We start from the raw sequence: 22,496 nt of genomic DNA, 5'->3' as shown, positions 1-22,496 counted from the left end.
TTTTGCCTGATTCCGTTCTCGACCCTAGTTTTTACGATGTTTCTTCAGAATTCCAGTCAAACCCTTGGCTATACGGCCAATATCTTCATCTGCCATGCCTGGAAAAAGGGGGAGGGTCAAAATGGAGCGGCCAATACGCATTGCAACTGGAGTGACCTCCATTTTGTAGCCCAGCTTTTGGTAAAGCGTAAATCCAGTAATTAAGGGGTAGTGAACGCCAGTACCAATACCCAAATCTTTGAGTTCAGACATCACCTGCGCGCGATCCACATTCAATTGCTCAAGTGGAAGTACAACTTGGAACATGTGCCAGTTGCTGTCGATAAAGTTCTCCACAGGCAGCTCTAAATTAAGAGTCATTAAGTCAGCAGATTTCATTTCACTACGAATGGCATCGAAATACTGTTTAGCCAAAGCACTTCTGCGCGCCTGAAACTCCGGCAACTGTTTGAGTTGGTGCAGGCCGATAACTGCGTTCACATCCGTCAAATTATCTTTGCCACCTAGTACATCCACATCCATTCCATCCATGCCTTGGCGTGTGAGACCTTGAAGGCGAAACTTCTCTGCGAGCTTTGCTTCATCTATATTGTTAAAAACAAGACAGCCGCCTTCAACAGTGGATAAGTTTTTGTTTGCCTGAAAACTAAAACTCACGAGGTCGCCAATACTCCCAATCTTTCGACCTTTCCACTGAGACCCAAATGCTTGTGCGGCATCCTCAATTACTCGGAGCTTATATTGCTTGGCCAAGTCATAAAGTTGATCCATATCGACAGGTAGTCCAGCTAAATAGACGGGCATGATGGCCCGAGTCTTCGGCGTAATGGCTGCAGCTATCTGGTTTAAATCGATGTTACGTGTAATGGGGTCAATGTCTACAAACACAGGTGTAGCACCTACGCTCAGAATCACATTCGAAGTAGCCACCCAAGAAATCGGTGTAGTGATGACTTCATCGCCAGGACAAATACCAGCAACCTGAAGGGCGATTTTCATAGTGGCTGTGCCGTTGGCAAAACAACGCACAGGGCGACCGCCAAAATAGTCACTCAAGGTGGCCTCGAATTCAGCTAACTTTGGACCTGAAGTAACCCAACCAGAACGCAGAACCTCGGCAACCGCATCAATCGTTTCTTGATTAAAGTCTGGGCGCGTAAATGGAATAAAAGGCAGGGTGTTTTGAGTGACTGACATGGTGGCCTTAAGAATTTATTGTGCTGATCTACTTTGTGATTCAGGATGTTTAACAATCACGCGCCGAGAATCTCTACCCACTTCTTGCATTGGTACATTGAGTTTCTGCAGCTCGATGTATTGCTCTGGAACCATCAAGGCATAAGCGGTTTGATCTTCTTTCCACCGCTCGATAAACGCATCTAACGTAGGTAGCCACAACTCAGGTTCTTGCTGGGCGCCAAACTTCAGCTCATCTAAAAATTCCACCATCGTCATAGTTCTGCCAAGATAGAACGGCACTGTGTGATCTAGAATTCTGACGGAATAAAAATTCACTTTTTCCGGAATGCCTGGTTTAACTTTCTCGACTAGATCAATGCCCGATACCACGCGACCTAGAGTCTCATGTCCTGTACCTGCGATAAGTGCGCAGAGAAAAAAGCCGCAAGCAAAGCTGGTAATGCTGGCAAAACCATTTCGCTTACTTTGTATGAGCGTTAGGAGGTTAAATGTAATTAGGGCAATCAGCGCGGCAACTATCCAATAGATATATTGCGCATAGGACTCGATTTCATCAGGCCTTGCTTGTTTACTAACCTCGCCTAAAAAGAAAAATCCAACGCCACCCAGGATTGCAAAGAAGAGGGCTTGTAATTTCCAAGGTAAGCCTAGCGTATTACCAAGGCCCAAATTGCGATCTAAGCAATGACCAACAAGGATTGCCAGTGCCGGAAAGACTGGGATGATGTAGCCAGGTAATTTTGATTGAGAGATGCTAAAAAATCCCATGATGACGGCAAACCAGCAGGTGAGTAACCAGCCGCTGGAAAACTGTCGATTGCGCTCTTGCCAAGCCTGAGCAAGAGCTCCAGGGGTCTGTGCAATCCATGGCAAAAAGCCGATTAGCAGAAGTGGTATGAAGTAATAAATCGGACCAGTGCGGCTATGAGCTGTTTGCGTAAATCGTTGCAGGTGTTCATGAATAAAAAAGAACTCTAGAAACTCTGGATTGCGCTGGGACACCAGGAAAAACCAGGGCATAGTAATTGCTAAAAATAAAATTGCGCCGCTAATGATGTGCAGTCGCTTCCAGATTTTCCAGTCCCACGCAGTAATCGAATAAACAGCAAATACCATGCCGGGGATCGCAAGCCCAACAACACCTTTGGATAAGGTCGCCAAGGCCATGAATGCCCAGCAGGCCCACATCCAACCTTTGGTGCCACTCGAGTTACGAGAAGTTTGTGCCAACAAAAGGCTGCATAGTGCCGCAACCAAAAATGCTGACAATCCCATGTCGAGTGAGTTGATGTGTCCACCAATCACCCACATTGGACTTGAGGCTAACGCGATGGCAGCTAACCAGCCTGCTCGCGGGCTGTAGATGCGTGCACCAGTAAATCCAATAAATACTATTGTTAGAAATCCAGTAAGCGCTGTCCATAAGCGTGCTTGCCAATCACCAATACCAAAAAGATTGAAAGTAGCGGCGGTAGCCCAAATTTGTAGCGGAGGTTTTTCAAAATACTTATAACCGTTGTAGCGTGGGGTGACCCAATCTCCGGTGACGAGCATCTCACGGGCAATCTCGGCATAACGTCCTTCATCTGATGGAATGAGGTGACGGTAATTTAAGGTGCCAAACCACAGTAAGGCATAGATCAAGACCAGAACCAAAATAGTTGCTGGGTTGAGGGCGCTTGACTGTCGAATTTGGCCAAACTGCATTAGACGGCTTCCACAATAAGGGCTAGAAGGACTTGGCGGCCTTCGCCGACAAGGATGTTGTAAGTGCGACAAGCAGCCTGAGAATCCATTACCTCAAAGCCAAGCTTGGCTTCAATAAGTGTTTTTAAAAGCTCAGGTCTTGGGAAGCGCTGGCGTTTACCAGTGCCAATAATGATTAATTCAGGCTTAAGAGAAGCCATTTGAGCGAAATCTGCTGAACTCAGCTCCTCAAAGGACTTTACGGCCCATTCCAAGATTTCACCGTCAGAACTCAGTAAAACCGCGTGACTATAGGGGATCTTATTGATCTCAATGTAGCCATCGCCGTAACCGGTGATCGTATTGGCTCCGGAATGGGGGTCAGATTGAAGCTTCACATGGACTCTCTGTCATAATTGTGCTGATTATAGCCAGCTGTTTTTTCCTAGATTTCAAGAACTTATCCTTTAATTTATTGTGAAACCGATCCTAAAGTCCGAAAAACTCAATCACGTCTGTTATGACATTCGTGGACCCGTGCTGGAACTCGCGCAGCGCATGGAGGAAGAGGGCCACAAAATCATCAAATTAAACATCGGCAATGTGGGTGTTTTTGGATTTGATCCTCCAGAAGAGATTCAGTTGGACATGATCCGTAATTTGGGTAATGCCTCAGCGTACTCCGATTCCAAAGGAATTTTTGCGGCCCGAAAAGCCATCATGCAATATTGCCAGGAAAAGGGCATCCAGGGCGTTACTTTGGATGACATCTATACCGGCAATGGGGTTTCTGAATTGATTGTTCTGGCAATGAATGCATTACTCAACAACGGTGATGAAGTATTAGTACCAGCCCCAGATTACCCCTTATGGACTGCTGCGGTGAGCCTATCTGGCGGCACCCCAGTGCATTACTTGTGTGATGAGTCTAAAGAGTGGGCGCCAGATTTGGCCGATCTGCGCAAAAAGATTACACCGCGCACCAAAGCGATTGTAGTAATCAACCCGAATAATCCAACCGGCGCAATTTATTCCAAAGAAGTGTTGACAGAGTTAACTTCGATTGCGCGTGAGCATGACTTAATTTTGTTTGCTGACGAGATTTACGACAAGATGCTGTACGACCAAGAGAAGCATGTCTCTTTAGCATCCTTATCCACTGACGTAGTCACCATCACCTTCAATGGTTTATCCAAAAACTATCGCTCTTGCGGCTACCGCGCTGGCTGGATGGTAGTTTCTGGGGACAAGGAGATGATCCGTGATTACATCGAAGGTCTCAATATGTTGTCCTCGATGCGCCTATGTGCCAACGTGCCAGGCCAGTACGCCATTCAGACGGCTTTGGGCGGCTATCAAAGTATTAATGATCTAGTGGCTGAAGGTGGCCGCTTGGCGAAACAGCGCGATCTCGCTTGGAAACTCATTACTTCAATTCCGGGTGTGACTTGCGTTAAGCCAAAATCTGCTTTGTATTTATTTCCAAAACTGGATCCCGAGATGTACCCGATTGAAGATGATCAGCAATTTGTAGCCGACCTTCTCAGAGAAGAAAAAGTATTGTTGGTGCAAGGCTCTGGTTTTAACTGGATCAAGTCAGATCACTTCCGCGTAGTGTTCTTACCTCATGAAGATGTGCTGAAAGAGGCGATTGGTCGTCTTGCACGTTTCCTAGAACGTTATCGTCAAAAACACAGTCGTAAAGTAAATAATTCGACTAATTCAACAGCAGCAAAGGCATCATGAAACCGATTCAAGTTGGTCTATTAGGTATTGGCACTGTAGGTGGCGGTGTATTTACTGTCCTCGAGCGTAACCAAGATGAAATTACCCGTCGTGCTGGCCGCAGCATTCGTATTAATACGGTTGCCGACCTCAATGTAGAGCGTGCCAAAGAGCTAGTAAAAGACCGTGCACAAGTTGTGAGTGATGCACGTGCTGTGATTAACAACCCTGAAATTGATATCGTTGTTGAATTGATCGGCGGTTACGGTATTGCTAAGGACCTGGTTCTTGAGGCAATTGCCGCTGGTAAGCATGTAGTCACAGCCAATAAGGCTTTGATTGCGGTGCATGGCAATGAGATTTTTAAAGCTGCCCACGAAAAGGGTGTGATGGTCGCCTTTGAAGCGGCTGTTGCTGGCGGTATTCCAATTATTAAAGCGCTTCGTGAAGGCTTAACTGCGAACCGCATCGAGTGGATCGCTGGCATCATCAATGGCACAACTAATTTCATTCTTTCTGAGATGCGCGACAAAGGCTTAGACTTTGCGACGGTCTTGAAAGAGGCTCAGCGTTTGGGTTATGCAGAGGCAGATCCGACATTTGATATTGAAGGTGTAGATGCTGCCCACAAGGCCACCATCATGAGTGCAATTGCATTTGGTATTCCGATGCAATTTGAGAAGGCGCACGTTGAGGGTATTACCAAGTTAGATGCCATCGACATTAAATATGCTGAGCAGTTAGGCTACCGTATCAAGTTGCTTGGTATTGCGAAAAAGACAACTACTGGAGTTGAGTTGCGTGTGCATCCAACATTGATTCCGACCAAGCGTTTAATTGCAAATGTGGAAGGCGCCATGAATGCCGTTCAGGTATTTGGTGATGCTGTAGGCACTACGCTCTACTACGGTAAAGGCGCAGGCTCAGAGCCAACCGCTTCTGCTGTGATTGCTGACTTAGTAGATATCACGCGTTTATTGGGCGCAAGCCCAGAGAGCCGAGTTCCTTACTTGGCGTTTCAGCCAGATGCGGTGCGTGACATCACCGTATTGCCCATGGGTGAAATTACTACGAGCTACTACTTGCGTTTGCGCGTAGCGGATCAAGCCGGTGTGTTAGCTGACATTACCAAGATCTTGGCCGCTCATAGCATCTCGATCGATGCTCTCTTGCAAAAAGAGGCTGATGAAGGTGAAAGTCAAACCGACTTGGTTGCGCTCACCCACGAGACTAAAGAAAAGCACATGCTGGCAGCAATTGGGGAAATTCAGAATCTGAAAACTGTTGCCGGTGAAGTAGTGAAGATCCGCTTAGAAAATCTGTCCTAATACAAATACATGCGTTACCAATCTACTCGGGGCAATAGCCCACAGCAATCCTTTTTAGAAATTCTGCTTGGCGGATTGGCGCCAGACGGCGGCTTATATCTGCCGACAGAGTATCCGCAAGTCACTAAAGCGCAGTTAGATGCTTGGCGTGGCATGCCCTATGCCGATCTCGCTTATGAGGTCTTAAGTCTGTATTGCGACGACATTCCAGAGGCAGATCTGCGTGCTCTATTGCGTAAGACTTACACGGAGCAGGTCTACTGCAATGGCCGCAAAGAAGATAACGCTAAAGACATCACGCCATTGCATTGGTTGGGTGAAGAGCAGGGCACACGTATTGGTCTGCTTGGCTTGTCTAATGGACCCACATTGGCATTTAAAGACATGGCGATGCAGTTTCTCGGCAATCTCTTTGAATACGCCTTAAAGAAGAATGGTCAGGAGCTCAATATTTTGGGCGCGACATCCGGGGATACTGGAAGTGCTGCTGAATACGCAATGCGTGGCAAAGAGGGCGTCAAGGTATTTATGCTTTCACCACGTGGCAAGATGAGCTCATTCCAGTCTGCCCAAATGTATTCTCTGCAAGATCCCAATATCTTTAACTTAGCAGTTGCTGGTGTATTTGACGATTGTCAAGATATTGTTAAAGCAGTGAGTAACGACCATAGCTTTAAAGCGAATCACCAAATTGGTACGGTCAACTCCATTAACTGGGGTCGTGTGGTTGCTCAGGTGGTGTATTACTTCCAGGGCTATCTGCTGGCTACAAAATCTAGCGATGAAAAAGTGTCATTCACAGTACCCTCTGGCAACTTTGGCAATATCTGCGCTGGTCATATTGCCCGCATGATGGGTTTGCCAATTGCGCATTTGATTGCTGCCACGAATGAGAACGATGTTCTCGACGAGTTCTTCCGCACCGGCGTTTATCGTGCACGAAAGTCTGCTGAAACTCTGCATACCTCTAGCCCGTCTATGGATATTTCTAAGGCGAGCAACTTTGAGCGCTTTGTATTTGATTTCATGGGCAAGGACGGCAAAGCTACTGCAGCTATGTTCAAGCAGGTCGATCAAGCTGGTGGCTTTGATATTTCTAAAGACGCTGTCTTTAAAGGCCTTGCGCAGTATGGATTTCAATCTGGCCGCAGTACCCATGACAATCGCCTAGAAACGATTCGTAATGTTGATGCGCAGTATGGCGTGATGATTGATACACACACAGCAGATGGCGTGAAGGTTGCACGCGAACACTTGCAGGCAGGTATTTCTATGATTGTGTTAGAAACTGCTTTGCCCATTAAGTTCGAAGAAACGATTGAAATAGCATTGGGGCGCCCAGCAGAATGCCCGCCAGCATTTAAAGATATCAAGTCAAAGCCACAGCGCGTTGAAAATATCGAGGCCGATGTCGATCAAGTTAAAAACTTCATTACTGCTCACACTAATTAACTCAGAAATCAATTGCCATGGCTAAGCCTCCGATGTTGACTGCTCAGCAGGCTTTAGATCACTTACTTTCTCATGCAAAGCCCCTGCACGAAACTGAAACACTTGCAATGCAAGTTGCTCTGGGTCGTGTACTTGCGGAGAATGTAAATAGCCTTGTAGATGTACCTCCACTCGATAACACCTCGATGGATGGTTATGCAGTGCGCACAGCGGATACCAGCTCCCCAGGTCAAACACTCACAATTGCACAACGCATTGCGGCGGGATCCATGGGAACTCAGCTTGAGCCTGGTACTGCTGCCAGAATCTTTACTGGCGCCCCAGTTCCTCCGGGTGCTGATGCCGTGGTGATGCAAGAGGATTGCTCTATTCCAGAAGGAGCAAGCAAGCAAGTCCAAGTCAATATCTCACCAATATCAGGTCAATGGATTCGTCGCAGAGGTGAAGACCTGACTGCTGGCAAAGTAGCGCTTACGGCAGGGACTTATCTCCGACCTCAGGAGCTTGGAGTTGCAGCCTCTGCCGGCCTAACGCATTTAACTGTAAAACGTAAAGTGAGAGTTGCTGCATTTTTCACTGGTGATGAGCTGTCTCTGCCGGGTGAGCCACTAAAACCAGGTGGTATCTATAACTCCAATCGCGACACGCTATTAGCGTGTATTCAATCTTTGGGCTGCGATGCCACAGACTTTGGGATTGTTCCTGATAGTCTTGAGGCTACTAAAGAAACGCTTCGCAAGGCTAGCAAAGACCATGACTTAATCATTACATCAGGCGGCGTCTCCGTTGGCGAGGAAGATCACATCAAGCCAGCAGTTACCGCTGAAGGCAGGCTAGACCTCTGGCAGATTGCGATGAAGCCCGGCAAGCCTTTGGCTTTTGGCGCTGTGCGTAAATCAGATAGTTCACAAAGTAATGCGGAAACTTGGTTTATTGGTTTACCTGGTAACCCGGTATCCAGTTTTGTGACCTTCTTATTATTTGTACGCCCATTTATTCTCAAGTTACAAGGGCGAGATGCAGGTTTACCGCAGTCTTACCCTATGCGTGCCGACTTTGATTGGCTGAAGGCTGATCGCCGTAATGAGTTTCTAAGGGTCAAGATCAACGTGCAGGGTGGATTGGATCTATTCCCCAATCAAAGCTCTGGGGTGCTTACTAGCGCCTCTTGGGGGGATGGCTTAGTAGACTGTCCGCCGGGCCAAGCATTAAAAGCGGGCGATATGGTGAAGTACATTCCATTTAGTGCACTTCTTTCCTAGTCGTATTACGATTCTGATATGAAACTCGAATTACGATTCTTTGCCTCCTTAAGAGAGGGTCTTGGACTTTCTAGTGAGAGTCTTGCTGCTCCACCAGAGGTAAAAACCATTGCCGACTTAAGAAACCTCCTTGCTCAACGAGGCAATCCTTGGACTGAAGTGTTAGCAAGCAACAAAGTGATTCGTTGCGCCTTAAATCAAGAGATGGTGAGTGACTCTACTGCGCTGGTGGAGGGGGCTGAGGTGGCTTTCTTTCCTCCGGTTACTGGCGGCTAAGATGCAGAATGATTTCATCCGTATTCAAGAGGCTGACTTTGATCTAACAACCGAGGTGAAGGCCCTGCGCAAGAATGATCCCCGAGTGGGCGCAGTGGTGACTTTTCTAGGTACAGTCCGAGATATGAATGACGGTAGTCATGTTCAGGGCATGACTCTAGAGCACTACCCCGGTATGACAGAAAAATCCCTAGAAGAAATCATCACGCAAGCTAGAGGCCGCTGGGATCTTTATAAGACGCTAGTCATCCATCGGGTAGGACCACTTCTGCCTGAAGATCAAATTGTTCTAGTGGCAGTTACCAGTGCCCATAGAGGTGAAGCATTTGCTGCTTGTGAGTTCATCATGGATTACCTCAAAACGGCGGCACCATTTTGGAAAAAAGAGGCGACGCCCGAAGGCAGTAAGTGGGTTGACGCCCGCGTGACTGACGATGCTGCAATGGCACGCTGGAGTTAATCTAGTTTTATGCCTGTTTGAGTGCTAAAGCTAGATTAAAACCGCTGAGCCAGGCACCTTCGACTCTGCCGCCATTGAGCCAGTCTCCACAAAGCCCCAAGCCAATATTAGGCAGTGATAAAAATCCAACGCTATTTTCTAGACCTCCACTGGCATAGCGCCAGCGGTGCATACTGATCTCAGCATCCTCATAATTAAAACCTAGCGTTGTCAGGCACTGCAGCATTTGGTCTTGAGCCTGTTCTTTGCTTAACTCAACATTGTCTTGGCTCCAGTGAGGGCTGCCATGGATCGTCCATGCACCTCCCTGACGCATTGGCTTTGATCCGTTTTGACAAATCCAGCTAATGATTTCTTGATTAATAAATGCTGCATCAAATTCCACATTGAGCTGATGTGGAAAATTTGCCATCATGGTCCAGCAGGCATTCATCTGCGCCGAGTCAGCGATATGAGCAGCTCCACTATCCAGATGCTTAAGCAGGGCGCTTGCCTGAGGAGCGGGTATAGCCAAGACTACAAAATCATATAGTGTTGTAATCTCATTGGCTTCACTGCATTGCAGATGCCATTTACCATCTCTGCGCTCTAACTCGGAAATGGTTCTCTCATATTGAATAGAGAGACCCTCAGCAAGATGCTTGCCTGGTGAATTCATATAAGGAGTACCAACATAGCGAATGTCTTGTGAGTGACTTTCACGCCATGCCTTAGCCTCATACACCTTGAGTTTCGGTTTCCAAATAGCAGCAGTGCCGGCCAGTACCCAGCTTTGCACTTCCTCAATAAATCGTGGATCTCTAGCAGTAAAGTACTGGGCACCATGATCAGCAGACCATTCTTGTGTGCGCCGCGTACTCATGCGCCCACTAGGACCGCGACTTTTTTCATAGACATCTACTGATATGCCATATGACCGTAGCTCGCTTGCACAAGCAAGGCCTGCAATTCCTGCGCCAATGACCGCTACCTGATTAATTGCTTTGCTACTGTTCATATTCTGGGAAGTATTTTTCGAAAGGTTAGATTAATTCGAGGACTCGTGACTGTCTTCGTTTTGAGAAGACTGTGATGCCAGTAATCTTGAACAGGGGCGTGCATGATGAGAAGGCTACCGTGCTCAAGAAATACCGACACAGTCGTTTTATCCTGCTTGTGACGAAATGCAAATTTACGTGTAGCACCCAAGCTGATTGATGCGATAGGGCTTGTGCTATCCAACTCTTTTTCATTATCACTATGCCAGCCCATACCTTCATCCCCATTGTGATACAGATTGAGTAAGCAAGAGTTGTAGCTATAGCCCGTCACTGTTTCAAGTTGGTGCTTGATTTGAAGCAACTCTTCCGTCCAGGCCTGAGGAATTTTTTCGATACCCGAGTAGGTATAACGACATTCGGGATCTCCCACCCAAGCAACTTTTCTCGCGGTAGTTACTAACTTACCAAACATATTAATCTGATCTGTTTTCCAAATGAGGGAGTGCAGCAGGCTTTCAAAAAAATGATCAGATTCATCTGCTTTGTAAAAATGACTGAAGTATTCAGCCCGACCATCCCTCTCCAATAGGCAGATTGGGTCGGACGATTCTGGGGGGTCGAATAAGGGACTTTGCATTTTTTACTGGTAAGGCTGGGGTTGTACGTTATTTCAATAAAAACTCTAGAATAGACTGCATTAAGGATTTTTCAGGACTAAGAGGTTGATTATGAAAGCACCCGATAAACGTTGCTGCGGCTCAGGGGTTTGCATTATTAATGAAGCAGGAGAATGCTGGTGTGGCCAAGTGTGGGATGGCGAGAAAATGAGTGCGCCACCGCTGATGTCAGCAAAAAGCCAGCCCACCGATTCTGAATCTACAGGCTCTAAACCTGAATCCCAGGACCCGCTTATTTAGTTGATCCGTAAACTCTGCGGAGCGAGTGAGCAGCTACACCATCTTTCAGAGCCTCCCTTACAGGAATTGCCATCACTCGAATAGCAGATTGCACTGCTAGGTGCTCTAGCTGGCTTGGCAGAGGTCGTTGAATAATCGGATATGCCCAATCGGGCAAATTCAGAAAGCCTGCCCGACTGATCATTCTTACGAAAGGTTTAGCGCTGAGGTTACTGGGAAAGTTATCTAGCATCCCAATAATGCTTTTGGCTCTCTCGCCGTAATGAAGTTGGGGAATATATTGCCTGATAGCTTGCTCCGTACCAGCATAGGTGTCGGGTAGATCGATCGCTCCCAATCTTTCTCCTAGCATTTTCATTTCTGTAAAGTACTGGTCTTTTTGCTTTGTGCTAAGAGCTTCACTGCGGTATGACTCATAAGAGCACATAAAACTGCGAGTTTCTGTTAAGTGAACCCATGCAAGTAGCTCTGGATCATCCGCTCTATAGGGTTGATTGAATTCATCAAACCCAGTGACCTTTTGATGAATTTGATTAACGCGATTGATAGCCTTATCCGCCATGTCCTGTGAGCCATAGGTGGTTGCGGCAATGAAGAACGCCGTTCTTCCTAGTCTGCCTTTCAGGTCTTGTCTAAAGCTGGAATGATCCCATACGCCAGCGAGCGCTTTTGGATGAAGAGCTTGTAGTACTAGCGAGCTAATGCCACCGATCATCATGGAAATGAAATCTGCATGTACCTTCCAAGCGATAGACTCCGGGCCAAACAAGCCTCTATCGCCCGCAGGCTCCAAAAATGCGACAGGTGGACCGCCACCGCCCACCATTTCTCGAATTGACCGACGAATGAGCTCCTCAATCATTTGCTTAATGAATCACGATATTGCGTAAGCCATCATCCTCAATGATTTCGGAAATTAAATCGAGTCGGATTCTGGGATTGCTTTGAGCAAGTAAGTGGTTCTTCTGGGCCGGGGGAAGTGGTAAGAGTTCAGCCAATCGGTTGGATACCCAGCCACAGTCATCTTGGTTCATCGGCATTTTGAACGCATCTTCACCCAGTAAATCTTCATTTTTGATGACAGAAATAATCTCATTCAAAAGCGCAGCTACCTTTTCATGTTCTTTTGCTAACGGTATCTCTGGGTCAGCATCAATTAGTTCAACTTCGCCCATCCACAAGCCATCAGATTCTTGCTTAATATTGAGCACTTTAAAGCGTTGCGTTCCATAAGATTTGGTCATATACAGGGCGGGTTGAATCGCATCAAACTCTTCCAATTTCGCCAGTGTGCCAATATTTGAAAAGTTGGCCACTGCATCGGCATTCGATTCAATTGGCTTGTTATCGAGAATGCTGATAACCCCAAAAGGCGTGTCTTCACGTAGGCAACGCTTCATCATATCTAGGTAGCGCGCTTCAAAGATTTTGAGGGCAATCACTCCGCCCGGAAAGAGGGTAGTTCCCAAGGGAAAAAGTGGGATCCAGCGGGTTGTCAAAGAGGATGTTGTCATGCGTTTAATTTAAAGGATTTACATTTAGTTTGCTGAGTAGTCAAAATGGCAGCGTGTTCAGCAGTAATCCTGAATTTCGGCCAAAATAGACCTAATCACAGGAGAGTAAACATGATTCAAAAATTACGGGTTAAGCTCGCACGCTGGATTTTAGGTAAGCATTGTCCTTGCTACCAAATGGGTTACCACTCCATGGTTGATTTTCAGCAGCGCAGTGCGGATCAGCTGGAAAAGGCTAAACAAGCGCAATCTACTAAGCACTAGTCAGCAAGCCTTACCCCTATCCGATAATGAAAATCTGGAAGATGAGGCGAAATTGTGCATTGACTCCCAGTCAATTGCTCAAGTTCTATATCGCGCTAGTTTGCCTTTCCTTAACTGTAGCCACTGGTTTTTTATTGGTTGGCGTAAAAATTATTCTCATCTTTACTGCAATAGAGTTGACTGCGGTCACCGCCGGTTTTTTGGTTTACTGTCGACATGCCTTGGATTTTGAGGAGATAGAAATCAGCGGTACCCGTTTGCTGGTCAGAAAATTCATTGCCTACAAAGAGTCAGTAACTGAATTTAATACACACTGGGTCAGACTCTCGCACCCAGACGAGCACCAAAAGGTATTTTTTATTGAGCAGACGGATCAGCGGGTTGAGGTTGGCCAGTTTCTGAGGCGCGAGCAATTTAAAAGTCTGATTGCTGAGCTACGGCCTTACTTGGGTTGACTACAACCATAAGTTCAAAAGGGTTAAAGCTTGGCACTCAGCAGAAATATGGATTCAACTCGATACTTTATCTAATTCAACATATTTGCTAAATCCACCATGAACGTTAATACAGCAGTAAAAGCCGCACTCAATACCTTGGTTGATATTGCATCCCATTCCAATGGTGTTCAGCCGGTTACTGGCTTAGAGCTGGCTCAGCGCCAAAAATTGTCGGTGAGCAGAATAGAGCTCTTACTCAGCGCATTGCGTGCAGCGGGAATCGTGAAGGGTACTAAGGGCCGCAACGGGGGTTACACGCTGTTGCAGGATCCCCGCATGATCACCATCAAAGATGTGGTCCTGGCGATGAATTACATCAAAAAGCGCAAAGTTGAGGCTTGTGATATCGCTAGCGAGCTATACCAATCTCTAGAGGCTTACATGCTCAGCTGTATGGCCAGCGTGAACCTATCAGATGCCATTAAAGATTATGTGCCGCGATTTAGCGAAGCTAAAACCGCTCCCGAGCGTCAGGCTTTTGTTTATTCCGACTTCAGAGTTGAAAAGCCTTCCAAAGGCGAAGTACAGAGAGTAATCAAGGCGCCATTTAAGAAAGTGGAGGATGTGCCTTTAGGACCAAACTCCATTTTTAGTTTTGGTGACTACTTACATAAAGCAGGATAACAACAAGGATCTTTATGATGCAGGCAATGAAATGGAATTTCGCTAGCAAGCTATTGGCATCTATTTTGCTGGTAACAGCACCGTGGATAGTTTCTGTAGCTGCTGACACCGCTCCGACTAAATCTGACCCAGCTTGGCTAACGGATGCCCGGGCCAGCATCAAATCCAATAATTATGAGCAAGCATTAAAGCAATTGCAGTCTGCTAATGAAGTTAACTCTGCAGACTGGAATAACCTAATGGGATACAGCTTGCGTAAAAAGCAGCCGCCAGATTTGGCTGCATCTGAAAAGTATTACCAGGCAGCCTTGAAAATCGATCCAAGCCATAGATCAGCTTTGGAGTACTACGGTGAGCTACTTTTGATGAAGAAGGACTTGCCTGGAGCGGAGGCAATGCTAGCAAGACTTAATAAGGCCTGCTTTTTTGGTTGTGAAGAGTACAGTGACCTCAAAGAGAGTATTGCCAAGTATCAAGGTAAAAAGTAATTTCTCAACCGCTCATGTCATCAAGTGCTTATGAATATCCTCCATTAGCATTTGTTGATATTGAGACTACGGGCTCAAACTTCGAGCGCGACCGCATTACGGAAGTTGGTATCAAATCGCTGATCCATGATCAGATAGAGATTTGGGAAAGCCTCATTAATCCCCAAACATTTATTCCGCAGAATATTCAAAGTTTGACGGGCATTCGGCCCGAGATGGTTCGTCAGCAGCCTGCTTTTGAGGGCTTAGCGACAGAGATCGCTCGCGAGCTCGAGGGCAAGATTTTTGTAGCCCACAATGCCCGTTTTGATTATGGATTTTTGAAGGCATCGTTTAAGCGGGTGGGCATCGGCTTTAAGCCTAAAGTTCTTTGTACCGTAAAGCTCTCCCGTTTACTCTTTCCCGATCAGGCAAGGCACAATCTCGACACCATCATTAGTGCCCACCGCCTCAAAATTAGCGCACGGCACCGTGCATTGGGTGACGCTGATTTATTGCTTCAGTTCTGGCGAGTTTGTGAAGAAAAGCTGGGGCGTGAAGCGCTTCTCAAGGCGGTTAATCAACTCATTGGTAATCCAAGCTTACCGCCCAATATCGATAAAGCACTGATAGATTCGATTCCAGAAAAGCCGGGTTGCTATATTTTTTATGGTGAGAATCAAATCCCACTGTATATCGGCAAAAGTATTTCTCTACGCAGCAGAGTGATGGGTCATTTTCAAGGGGCGCTCACCCAGCGTAAGGAAATGAAGCTCTCGATGCAAGTCAGGGATATCGATTGGATTGAGACTAGCGGAGAGTTGGGCGCATTAATTTTAGAATCCCGACTCATTAAAGAGCGCATGCCTAGCATGAACATCAAATTGCGCCGCTCAAAAGATCTCTGCGCCTGGAAATTGGAGCTTGCTGAGGATGGTGTACTTACTCCGCATCTAGTAGGTCATCGCGAATTGGATCCCGGTATTCAAGAAAACTTATTTGGCTTGTTCTATAGTAAGCGAGAGGCCAATGCTTACCTTAAGGCAATTGCAAAAAAATATCGCCTCTGTGAGGCGCTGCTCGGTCTGGAGAAACGCATTGAAGGTAAGGCTTGCTTTGGTTATCAAGTAAAGCAATGTGGTGGCGCTTGTATTGGAGGCTCTCCTATCGAGTTACACAATCTTCAACTCAAAACTGCTCTGGAATTATTTCAGGTGCAAGTCTGGCCATATCCTGGACCAGTGGCAGTAAAAGAGGCAGGTCATATGCATGTGGTGGATCGTTGGCGTTATTTAGGTACGGCGATCAACGAAGAAGAGCTCTATGAGTTGGCTGATTCAGGGGAAGCTGAGTTTGATCTAGATATTTATAAGATCTTGAAAAAAGCCCTGGCTGGAAGCTTCAAGAGCCAGGTGATTCCTCTAGCAGTCAAAGACACAGTCTAAATAGCCACTAAAAGCCTAGGCTTTAAAAAATCCCAGCTTTTCTGATCTAGCTAGCTTCTTCAATCTAGCTTCAGCTTTAGACGCCTCAGATCGATCTGGGTGCTCTTGGCTTGCCAAAAGGACGACTGGTCTGCGAGCCCTTGTATAACGAGCACCTTCCCCTGAATTATGGGCTGCTAAACGATGTTCTAAGCGGTTTGTAATGCCAGCGTAATAGCTGCCATCAGAGCACTCTAGAAGGTAAACAAGCCAGGTCAAAATAGGGTTCAGTTCACTTAAAAATGGGCGTAGCACACTTGAAATTACCAAGAATGTCCCTATATTCTATAGATAGATACCAATAAAAAATATTCAGACTGAATAGGGTAAAGAATGAGAATAGATAAATTAACTACAAAGTTTCAAGAGGCCCTCAGTGAGGCGCAAAGCCTTGCCTTAGCAAAAGACAATCAATATATCGAGCCAGCCCATTTGCTACTAGCAATGCTGCGTGACTCAGATGGTGGTGCCAAGAGTTTATTGACACGCGCTGGCGTTAACGTACCGGGTCTTGAGAAGGCAACCGAGAAGCTCATTGCTAATCTCCCAGAAGTGCAGGGCACTAGTGGTGAGGTTCAGGTGGGCCGTGATTTAAGTAACTGGCTGAACTTATGCGAAAAAGAAGCCAATAAGCGTAATGACCAATTTATTGCTGGCGAGTTATTTTTGTTGGTGGTGGCAGATGATAAAGGTGAGCTCGGCAAGATTGCTCGTGAGAATGGTTTAAATCGTAAATCGTTAGAAGCAGCTATTAATTTAGTGCGTGGAGGAGAGTCAGTGAATAGTGCGGACGCTGAAGGTCAACGTGAGGCCTTAAAGAAATACACCATTGATTTAACTGAGCGGGCTCGTATGGGTAAGCTCGATCCTGTGATTGGTCGTGATGATGAGATTCGTCGCACCATCCAGATTCTGCAACGTCGCGGTAAGAACAATCCGGTCCTCATTGGAGAGCCAGGTGTTGGTAAGACTGCTATTGTTGAGGGCTTAGCCCAACGTATCGTCAACGGTGAAGTTCCTGAAACTCTCAAGAACAAGCGTGTCCTTGTATTGGATATGGCTTTGTTACTGGCGGGCGCCAAGTACCGTGGTGAATTCGAGGAGCGTCTTAAGGCTGTTCTGAGTGATGTTGCTAAGGACGAGGGTCAAACCATCATCTTTATTGATGAGATTCATACGATGGTGGGTGCAGGTAAGGGCGATGGCGCAATGGATGCCGGTAATATGCTCAAACCTGCTCTGGCACGCGGTGAGTTGCATTGCATCGGCGCAACCACCCTAGATGAATACCGCAAGTACATTGAGAAAGATGCCGCACTCGAGCGCCGCTTCCAAAAAGTGATGGTAGAAGAGCCTAGCGTGGAAGCGACTATTGCCATCTTGCGCGGTTTACAAGAGCGTTACGAGCTTCACCATGGTATTGAGATCACTGACCCTGCCATCGTGGCTGCGGCAGAGTTGTCTCATCGCTACATTACCGATCGATTCTTGCCAGATAAGGCTATCGACCTCATTGATGAGGCTGGCTCACGCATTCGGATGGAGATTGATTCCAAGCCAGAGGTCATGGATAAGCTAGAGCGCCGTCTCATTCAACTCAAGATTGAGCGTGAAGCGGTGAAGAAGGAAAAAGATGAAGCTTCGCAAAAACGTCTTGGCTTGATTGAAGATGAGATCAAGCGCTTGGGTGCTGAGTATGCTGATTTAGAGGAAATCTGGAAAGCGGAAAAAGGTGCTGTATTAGGCGCGGCTCATCTCAAAGAGGAGATCGAAAAAGTTCGCGCAGATATCAATAAGTTACAGCGTGAGGGAAAGCTAGAGAAAGTTGCAGAATTGCAATATGGCAAATTACCCGAGCTCGAGGCAAAGCTGAAGTCTGCTGCGGCAGCGGAGGCAAAAGGAAGTAAAGATGGCGTAGTGAAGAACAAGCTCTTACGTACCCAAGTCGGTGCAGAAGAAATTGCTGAAGTAGTTTCTCGTGCTACGGGTATCCCGGTATCGAAGATGATGCAGGGTGAGCGCGATAAGTTGCTCAAGATGGAGGAGCTATTACATCAGCGCGTAGTGGGCCAAGAAGAGGCTATACGTGCGGTGTCTGATGCTATTCGCCGTTCCCGTGCAGGTCTTTCTGAAGAGAATCGCCCTTATGGTTCATTCTTATTCTTAGGACCTACTGGCGTTGGTAAGACTGAGCTTTGTAAAGCCTTAGCTGGTTTCTTATTTGACAGTGAAGATCACCTCATTCGTATTGATATGAGTGAGTTTATGGAGAAGCATAGCGTTGCCCGTTTAATCGGCGCGCCTCCAGGCTATGTAGGCTACGAAGAAGGTGGTTACCTCACTGAGCAAGTACGTCGTCATCCATATAGCGTCATCTTATTTGATGAGATTGAAAAAGCGCATCCGGATGTCTTCAATGTACTCTTGCAAGTATTGGACGATGGCCGCTTAACGGATGGTCAAGGTCGTACCGTAGACTTTAAGAACACTGTGATTGTGATGACTAGTAATATTGGCTCACATCTGATTCAGTCGATGGTGGGTAAGAAACAGTTGGAAATTAAAGAAGCGGTATTTGAAGAACTAAAGAGTCATTTCCGTCCTGAGTTCTTAAACCGAATTGATGAGATCGTAGTCTTTCACGGTTTAGATAAAGGCAATATCGCTAATATCGCAAAGATCTTACTCAAAAACTTGTCAGATCGTTTGGCTAAGATCGATATGCAGATGGATGTGAGCGATGCTGCTTTAAGTAAGATTGCGGAAGTCGGCTTTGATCCTGTATTCGGAGCGAGACCACTCAAGCGTGCGATTCAGCAATATATCGAGAATCCAGTTTCCAAGATGATCTTGGAAGGCAAGTTTGGCCCTAAGGACACTGTTCCTGTGGGCGTTGATCAGAACGGCGATTTCAGCTTTAGCAAGTAATTCATTAGTAAATTAGCAGGAATATGCCTGCACCAGTAAACTCCGTACATGACTGACGTCCTCAAAATGAGGCGCGCCAGTGATGTTCGGGTTGTTGGTCTCATCAGCCTGGCTCACGGTAGCTCCCATTTCTTTCATTTAATCCTGCCGCCCATGTTCCCATGGCTGAAAGCGGAGTTCGGCTTTAACTATGCCGAATTGGGCTTGCTCATGACCATCTTCTTTGTGGTCTCTTGTATTGTGCAAGCGGCATCTGGATTTTTAGTAGACCGCATTGGCTCTCGCCCCGTTTTATTCGCCGGCGTTGCTTTACTTGGATTGGCTGCACTCACTTACTCACAAAGCAATGGTTACGCCATGTTGGTGCTGGGCGCGGTAATTGCGGGATGTGGCAATGGCGTCTTCCACCCTGTGGATTACACGCTAATTAATCACAAAATTTCACCACCGAATTTGCCTTACGCTTATTCCATTCATGGGGTAACAGGTTATATCGGCTGGGCTGCTGCTCCAGCGTTCATGGTGGCTATAACCACCATTGCAGATTGGCGCATCGCGTTTTTGTCCGCCGCAGTATTGGAGGTGCTGATTCTGGCGACTCTCTGGTTCAGTCGCGCTCGTTTAGTGGATGATGTCCAGGCCAGGCGCGATGAATCAGAGGCCACTCATATTGCGAACAATCCTGGTGGCGCACCCATGAGTACTTTTGGTTTTCTGAAGCTGCCGGTCGTTTGGCTTTGCTGGATTTTCTTTTTCTTTAGCATGGCTGCTACAACCGGCTTGCAATCCTTTGCCCCAACTGCACTTTTTAAAATCTACGAAATTGCCGTGAGCTCTGGTAACTATTATTTAACACTCATGTCTTTAGGCGGCGCAGGAGGAATGTTATTGGGTGGCTACTTGGCGACCAAATTAAAAGTGCCTGAGCGCATCATTACGATCTGCTTCACTGTGAATATCGTCATGGGCCTTTTAATGGCTACTGGTTTAGTGCCTATGGAATTAATCATCGTTGCTTTCATTGTGATTGGACTTGGTCTTGGAATAGCGGCACCATCCCGTGACTTAATGATTCGCTCTGCAACACCCTCTGGCTCATCGGGCAGGGTGTACGGTATTGTGTATTCGGGTATTGATTTGGGTGCCGCCCTAAGTCCACTGATCTTTGGAATCTTCTTGGACGTAGGTTTACCAAAGCTCTTATTTATTGGCGTAGCTCTTCTTCAGCTCATGATTATCTTGACTGGATTTAAGGTGGCAAATATCAGTCCTCCCAAAGCTAGCGGATAGACTCCTTTCTTTTCACAATGTGAAAAGTCATTCCCATACGCAAAATGCAGTGCAACATTTCAAGCTGAGCATTATTCCGTCGCATGGATTTGAATTTCACATTGTAAAAAAATAATTATAAGTAACTGAATTTATTGAAATTATTTTTTTCAATCATTATTGAAATAGTGCTTGCATGCTTTCCCCAGCTACTTAAACTCTTATATAAGACATAAGACTTCATTGTCCGTACTAAATGTCTCAATATTCGATGTACTGGTTTAACTTAGGGAGAAAAACATGGCAGATCGCAAAGCAGAAATCGCAGCACTACAAAAAGACTGGGATACCAATCCACGCTGGAAAGGCATTACTCGTGGTTACACGGCTGAAGACGTTGTTCGTTTGCGTGGTTCATTAAAGATTGAGCACACACTAGCCAAACATGGCGCAGAGCGTCTCTGGGAGTTGGTGAATAACGAAGCGTACGTTAACTGTTTAGGTGCTCTGACTGGCGGTCAGGCAATGCAACAGGTTAAGGCTGGTGTGCAAGCAATTTACTTGTCAGGATGGCAAGTGGCTGCTGACGGTAACTCTTCTGCAGCGATGTATCCAGACCAATCTTTGTATCCAGTAGATTCAGTTCCGAAGATGGTAGAGCGTATTAATAACTCATTCCAGCGTGCTGATGAAATCCAAACGTCTAAGGGTGTTAATAAAGGTGATGCTGGCTACATCGAGTATTTTGCTCCCATCGTTGCCGATGCTGAAGCTGGTTTCGGTGGCGTATTGAATGCATTTGAGCTCAGCAAAGCATTGATCAAGCAGGGTGCTGCTGGCGTTCACTTCGAAGACCAATTATCTTCTGTTAAGAAGTGCGGTCACTTGGGTGGCAAAGTGTTATTACCTACGGCTGAGTCAGTACAGAAATTGATTTCTGCACGTTTGGCTGCTGACGTAATGGGTGTTTCAACCATCATCTTGGCTCGTACCGATGCTGAAGCTGCTGACTTGCTGACATCGGATTACGATGCAAACGACAAGCCATTCTTAACAGGCGAGCGCACTCCAGAAGGCTTTTACAAAACACGTAAGGGTTTGGATCAAGCGATCTCCCGTGGCCTGGCATATGCTGCCTATGCTGACATGGTGTGGTGTGAAACCGGTACACCAGACTTGGATTTTGCTCGTAAGTTCGCTGAAGCAATTCGTGCAAAGTTCCCAGGCAAGATGTTGGCCTACAACTGCTCACCCTCTTTTAATTGGAAGAAGAACTTGGATGACGCAACAATTGCGAAGTTCCAGCGCGAATTAGGTGCAATGGGTTACAAGTATCAATTTATTACCCTCGCTGGCATTCACTCGATGTGGTACAACATGTTCGACTTGGCACAGGACTACATGAAGCGTGGCATGACTGCCTACATTGAGAAAGTACAAGAGCCAGAATTCGCTGCTCGTGATCGTGGCTACACATTTGTATCGCATCAGCAGGAAGTAGGTACTGGTTACTTCGATGATGTCACTACTGTGATTCAAGGTGGTAAGTCTTCAGTAACTGCATTGACTGGCTCTACAGAAGAAGAACAGTTCCACTAAGCAATCCCTCAGTAATTCGTAATAGCACAGTAAAAGAATCCACCCTTACTGTTGCGGCATCTAAATTACCCCATAAGGGTGACTTAGATGCCGTTTTCGTTTACATTCTTCCCATGACTAATTGCGTACTTTGTAAAGAAGATCTCAAGCCAGAGGAGGGTCAGTTAATTTGGCGTGGCGATGATTGCCGAGTCATCCTGATCAATGATCCTGATCTGCCTGGCTTTTGTCGTGTGATTTGGAATCATCATGTTGCCGAAATGACAGATCTGACCTATGGTGAGCGCGAACATCTGATGTCCCTAGTCTTTGCAGTAGAAGAGGCGATAAGGCATGTGATGTGTCCGGATAAGGTCAATATTGCAGCCTTGGGTAATATGGTTCCTCACATACATTGGCATGTCATCCCGAGGTATCAAGACGATGCTTTCTTTCCAGGATCGGCTTGGTCCAAGAGAGTTCAAGAGGTAAAAGACGCTGTACTAGAGACAAGAAGGAAAAAAGTACTAGAGCTTCCTGGGGTTGTTCGGGCGGCTATCGCCAAGCTCTTTTAAAGACTGATAG

24 protein-coding genes are annotated in these 22,496 nt (G+C 46.5%); 16 read left to right on the top strand and 8 right to left on the bottom strand.

Annotated elements, in window-relative coordinates:
• Nucleotides 1-24: 24 nt before the first annotated feature.
• Genes FD977_RS07810 through FD977_RS07800 form a run of 3 tightly spaced genes read right to left on the bottom strand, consistent with a single transcriptional unit; the run spans nt 25 to nt 3,284 of the window.
• Nucleotides 25-1,197, bottom strand: a complete 1,173-nt coding sequence (locus tag FD977_RS07810; protein WP_215304734.1) for a DegT/DnrJ/EryC1/StrS aminotransferase family protein — start codon at nt 1,195-1,197, stop codon at nt 25-27.
• A 15-nt stretch (nt 1,198-1,212) separates the two neighbouring features.
• Nucleotides 1,213-2,907, bottom strand: a complete 1,695-nt coding sequence (locus tag FD977_RS07805) for a glycosyltransferase family 39 protein (RefSeq protein ID WP_215304732.1) — start codon at nt 2,905-2,907, stop codon at nt 1,213-1,215.
• Nucleotides 2,907-3,284, bottom strand: coding sequence for an Mth938-like domain-containing protein (locus FD977_RS07800; RefSeq protein ID WP_215304730.1), 378 nt, complete (start codon nt 3,282-3,284; stop codon nt 2,907-2,909). The genes FD977_RS07805 and FD977_RS07800 overlap by 1 nt, the downstream gene beginning before the upstream one ends.
• Nucleotides 3,285-3,363: 79 nt before the next feature.
• Here FD977_RS07800 and FD977_RS07795 point away from each other — a divergent pair, with 79 nt between their 5' ends.
• The 6 genes from FD977_RS07795 to moaE are packed head-to-tail and all read left to right on the top strand — an operon-like array spanning nt 3,364 to nt 9,389.
• Nucleotides 3,364-4,632 carry a pyridoxal phosphate-dependent aminotransferase gene (locus tag FD977_RS07795; protein WP_215304728.1) on the top strand — a complete coding sequence of 423 codons (1,269 nt, stop codon included), beginning with the start codon at nt 3,364-3,366 and terminating at the stop codon, nt 4,630-4,632.
• Nucleotides 4,629-5,939 carry a homoserine dehydrogenase gene (locus tag FD977_RS07790; RefSeq protein WP_215304726.1) on the top strand — a complete coding sequence of 437 codons (1,311 nt, stop codon included), beginning with the start codon at nt 4,629-4,631 and terminating at the stop codon, nt 5,937-5,939. Before FD977_RS07795 ends, FD977_RS07790 begins: the two co-directional genes overlap by 4 nt.
• 9 nt (nt 5,940-5,948) lie before the next feature.
• A complete protein-coding gene (gene thrC, locus FD977_RS07785) occupies nt 5,949-7,391 on the top strand; it encodes a threonine synthase (RefSeq protein WP_215304725.1) in 1,443 nt (480 codons plus the stop codon).
• Nucleotides 7,392-7,423: 32 nt separating this feature from the next.
• Nucleotides 7,424-8,653: a gephyrin-like molybdotransferase Glp gene (glp, locus tag FD977_RS07780; protein WP_215307101.1), complete on the top strand. Its 1,230-nt coding sequence runs from the start codon at nt 7,424-7,426 to the stop codon at nt 8,651-8,653.
• An 18-nt stretch (nt 8,654-8,671) separates the two neighbouring features.
• Entirely contained in the window at nt 8,672-8,929 is a 258-nt protein-coding gene (gene moaD / locus FD977_RS07775) for a molybdopterin converting factor subunit 1 (RefSeq protein WP_215304723.1), read from the top strand.
• A 1-nt stretch (nt 8,930) separates the two neighbouring features.
• Nucleotides 8,931-9,389 (top strand): molybdopterin synthase catalytic subunit MoaE, encoded by a 459-nt coding sequence (gene moaE / locus FD977_RS07770; protein ID WP_215304721.1) that lies wholly within the window; start codon nt 8,931-8,933, stop codon nt 9,387-9,389.
• Between the two features lie 7 nt (nt 9,390-9,396).
• On the opposite strand, the gene FD977_RS07765 is transcribed toward moaE, so the two are convergent.
• Both FD977_RS07765 and FD977_RS07760 read right to left on the bottom strand, forming a co-directional pair.
• Entirely contained in the window at nt 9,397-10,386 is a 990-nt protein-coding gene (locus FD977_RS07765) for an NAD(P)/FAD-dependent oxidoreductase (RefSeq protein ID WP_215304719.1), read from the bottom strand.
• A complete protein-coding gene (locus tag FD977_RS07760; RefSeq protein WP_215304717.1) occupies nt 10,383-11,006 on the bottom strand; it encodes an alpha-ketoglutarate-dependent dioxygenase AlkB in 624 nt (207 codons plus the stop codon). Before FD977_RS07760 ends, FD977_RS07765 begins: the two co-directional genes overlap by 4 nt.
• 91 nt (nt 11,007-11,097) lie before the next feature.
• Here FD977_RS07760 and FD977_RS07755 point away from each other — a divergent pair, with 91 nt between their 5' ends.
• The gene (locus FD977_RS07755; RefSeq protein WP_215304715.1) at nt 11,098-11,286 is read left to right on the top strand and encodes a hypothetical protein; all 189 of its coding nucleotides are present in this window, start codon (nt 11,098-11,100) and stop codon (nt 11,284-11,286) included.
• Here the strand turns inward: FD977_RS07755 and FD977_RS07750 are convergent.
• Both FD977_RS07750 and FD977_RS07745 read right to left on the bottom strand, forming a co-directional pair.
• Complete coding sequence (locus FD977_RS07750) at nt 11,279-12,148, bottom strand: oxygenase MpaB family protein (RefSeq protein WP_215304713.1); 870 nt, start codon at nt 12,146-12,148, stop codon at nt 11,279-11,281. The genes FD977_RS07755 and FD977_RS07750 overlap by 8 nt on opposite strands.
• Before the next feature lie 4 nt (nt 12,149-12,152).
• Nucleotides 12,153-12,800 carry an LON peptidase substrate-binding domain-containing protein gene (locus tag FD977_RS07745; protein ID WP_215304712.1) on the bottom strand — a complete coding sequence of 216 codons (648 nt, stop codon included), beginning with the start codon at nt 12,798-12,800 and terminating at the stop codon, nt 12,153-12,155.
• A gap of 111 nt (nt 12,801-12,911) precedes the next feature.
• On the opposite strand from FD977_RS07745, the gene FD977_RS07740 reads away from it, so the two are divergent.
• The 5 genes from FD977_RS07740 (at nt 12,912) to FD977_RS07720 (ending at nt 16,097) form a co-directional block, all read left to right on the top strand.
• Nucleotides 12,912-13,064, top strand: a complete 153-nt coding sequence (locus tag FD977_RS07740; RefSeq protein WP_215304710.1) for a hypothetical protein — start codon at nt 12,912-12,914, stop codon at nt 13,062-13,064.
• A 26-nt stretch (nt 13,065-13,090) separates the two neighbouring features.
• Nucleotides 13,091-13,519 (top strand): DUF2244 domain-containing protein, encoded by a 429-nt coding sequence (locus FD977_RS07735; RefSeq protein ID WP_215304708.1) that lies wholly within the window; start codon nt 13,091-13,093, stop codon nt 13,517-13,519.
• A gap of 99 nt (nt 13,520-13,618) precedes the next feature.
• Nucleotides 13,619-14,185: an Rrf2 family transcriptional regulator gene (locus tag FD977_RS07730; RefSeq protein ID WP_215304706.1), complete on the top strand. Its 567-nt coding sequence runs from the start codon at nt 13,619-13,621 to the stop codon at nt 14,183-14,185.
• Between the two features lie 26 nt (nt 14,186-14,211).
• Complete coding sequence (locus tag FD977_RS07725; protein ID WP_215304704.1) at nt 14,212-14,673, top strand: tetratricopeptide repeat protein; 462 nt, start codon at nt 14,212-14,214, stop codon at nt 14,671-14,673.
• 14 nt (nt 14,674-14,687) lie between these two features.
• Entirely contained in the window at nt 14,688-16,097 is a 1,410-nt protein-coding gene (locus FD977_RS07720) for an exonuclease domain-containing protein (protein ID WP_215304703.1), read from the top strand.
• A gap of 15 nt (nt 16,098-16,112) precedes the next feature.
• Here FD977_RS07720 and FD977_RS07715 read toward each other — a convergent pair whose 3' ends face one another.
• A complete protein-coding gene (locus tag FD977_RS07715; RefSeq protein WP_251369464.1) occupies nt 16,113-16,406 on the bottom strand; it encodes a GIY-YIG nuclease family protein in 294 nt (97 codons plus the stop codon).
• Nucleotides 16,407-16,469: 63 nt separating this feature from the next.
• On the opposite strand from FD977_RS07715, the gene clpB reads away from it, so the two are divergent.
• The 4 genes from clpB (at nt 16,470) to FD977_RS07695 (ending at nt 22,486) form a co-directional block, all read left to right on the top strand.
• Nucleotides 16,470-19,064, top strand: a complete 2,595-nt coding sequence (gene clpB, locus FD977_RS07710) for an ATP-dependent chaperone ClpB (RefSeq protein WP_215304701.1) — start codon at nt 16,470-16,472, stop codon at nt 19,062-19,064.
• 48 nt (nt 19,065-19,112) lie between these two features.
• A complete protein-coding gene (locus FD977_RS07705; protein ID WP_215304699.1) occupies nt 19,113-20,354 on the top strand; it encodes an MFS transporter in 1,242 nt (413 codons plus the stop codon).
• A 279-nt stretch (nt 20,355-20,633) separates the two neighbouring features.
• Nucleotides 20,634-21,932, top strand: a complete 1,299-nt coding sequence (gene aceA / locus FD977_RS07700; protein WP_215304697.1) for an isocitrate lyase — start codon at nt 20,634-20,636, stop codon at nt 21,930-21,932.
• Nucleotides 21,933-22,045: 113 nt separating this feature from the next.
• Nucleotides 22,046-22,486: an HIT family protein gene (locus FD977_RS07695; protein ID WP_215304695.1), complete on the top strand. Its 441-nt coding sequence runs from the start codon at nt 22,046-22,048 to the stop codon at nt 22,484-22,486.
• The last annotated feature ends 10 nt before the right edge of the window (nt 22,487-22,496 follow it).

It is taken from the genome of Polynucleobacter sp. AP-Elch-400A-B2 (assembly GCF_018688355.1).
Classification (GTDB): Bacteria; Pseudomonadota; Gammaproteobacteria; order Burkholderiales; family Burkholderiaceae; genus Polynucleobacter.
The sequence above is the reverse complement of the archived record's forward strand: the minus strand, read 5'-3'. Positions and strand labels throughout refer to the sequence as shown.

Excerpts from the sequence above, each read along its gene's own strand:
- FD977_RS07810 (WP_215304734.1), bottom strand. The coding sequence starts at position 1,197 with ATGTCAGTCACTCAAAACACCCTGCCTTTTATTCCATTTACGCGCCCA.
- FD977_RS07805 (WP_215304732.1), bottom strand. The coding sequence starts at position 2,907 with ATGCAGTTTGGCCAAATTCGACAGTCAAGCGCCCTCAACCCAGCAACT.
- FD977_RS07790 (WP_215304726.1), top strand. The coding sequence starts at position 4,629 with ATGAAACCGATTCAAGTTGGTCTATTAGGTATTGGCACTGTAGGTGGC.
- thrC (WP_215304725.1), top strand. The coding sequence starts at position 5,949 with ATGCGTTACCAATCTACTCGGGGCAATAGCCCACAGCAATCCTTTTTA.
- glp (WP_215307101.1), top strand. The coding sequence starts at position 7,424 with ATGTTGACTGCTCAGCAGGCTTTAGATCACTTACTTTCTCATGCAAAG.
- moaD (WP_215304723.1), top strand. The coding sequence starts at position 8,672 with ATGAAACTCGAATTACGATTCTTTGCCTCCTTAAGAGAGGGTCTTGGA.
- moaE (WP_215304721.1), top strand. The coding sequence starts at position 8,931 with ATGCAGAATGATTTCATCCGTATTCAAGAGGCTGACTTTGATCTAACA.
- FD977_RS07765 (WP_215304719.1), bottom strand. The coding sequence starts at position 10,386 with ATGAACAGTAGCAAAGCAATTAATCAGGTAGCGGTCATTGGCGCAGGA.
- FD977_RS07760 (WP_215304717.1), bottom strand. The coding sequence starts at position 11,006 with ATGCAAAGTCCCTTATTCGACCCCCCAGAATCGTCCGACCCAATCTGC.
- FD977_RS07755 (WP_215304715.1), top strand. The coding sequence starts at position 11,098 with ATGAAAGCACCCGATAAACGTTGCTGCGGCTCAGGGGTTTGCATTATT.
- FD977_RS07750 (WP_215304713.1), bottom strand. The coding sequence starts at position 12,148 with ATGATTGAGGAGCTCATTCGTCGGTCAATTCGAGAAATGGTGGGCGGT.
- FD977_RS07745 (WP_215304712.1), bottom strand. The coding sequence starts at position 12,800 with ATGACAACATCCTCTTTGACAACCCGCTGGATCCCACTTTTTCCCTTG.
- FD977_RS07740 (WP_215304710.1), top strand. The coding sequence starts at position 12,912 with ATGATTCAAAAATTACGGGTTAAGCTCGCACGCTGGATTTTAGGTAAG.
- FD977_RS07735 (WP_215304708.1), top strand. The coding sequence starts at position 13,091 with ATGAAAATCTGGAAGATGAGGCGAAATTGTGCATTGACTCCCAGTCAA.
- FD977_RS07730 (WP_215304706.1), top strand. The coding sequence starts at position 13,619 with ATGAACGTTAATACAGCAGTAAAAGCCGCACTCAATACCTTGGTTGAT.
- FD977_RS07725 (WP_215304704.1), top strand. The coding sequence starts at position 14,212 with ATGAAATGGAATTTCGCTAGCAAGCTATTGGCATCTATTTTGCTGGTA.
- FD977_RS07720 (WP_215304703.1), top strand. The coding sequence starts at position 14,688 with ATGTCATCAAGTGCTTATGAATATCCTCCATTAGCATTTGTTGATATT.
- clpB (WP_215304701.1), top strand. The coding sequence starts at position 16,470 with ATGAGAATAGATAAATTAACTACAAAGTTTCAAGAGGCCCTCAGTGAG.
- FD977_RS07705 (WP_215304699.1), top strand. The coding sequence starts at position 19,113 with ATGACTGACGTCCTCAAAATGAGGCGCGCCAGTGATGTTCGGGTTGTT.
- aceA (WP_215304697.1), top strand. The coding sequence starts at position 20,634 with ATGGCAGATCGCAAAGCAGAAATCGCAGCACTACAAAAAGACTGGGAT.
- FD977_RS07695 (WP_215304695.1), top strand. The coding sequence starts at position 22,046 with ATGACTAATTGCGTACTTTGTAAAGAAGATCTCAAGCCAGAGGAGGGT.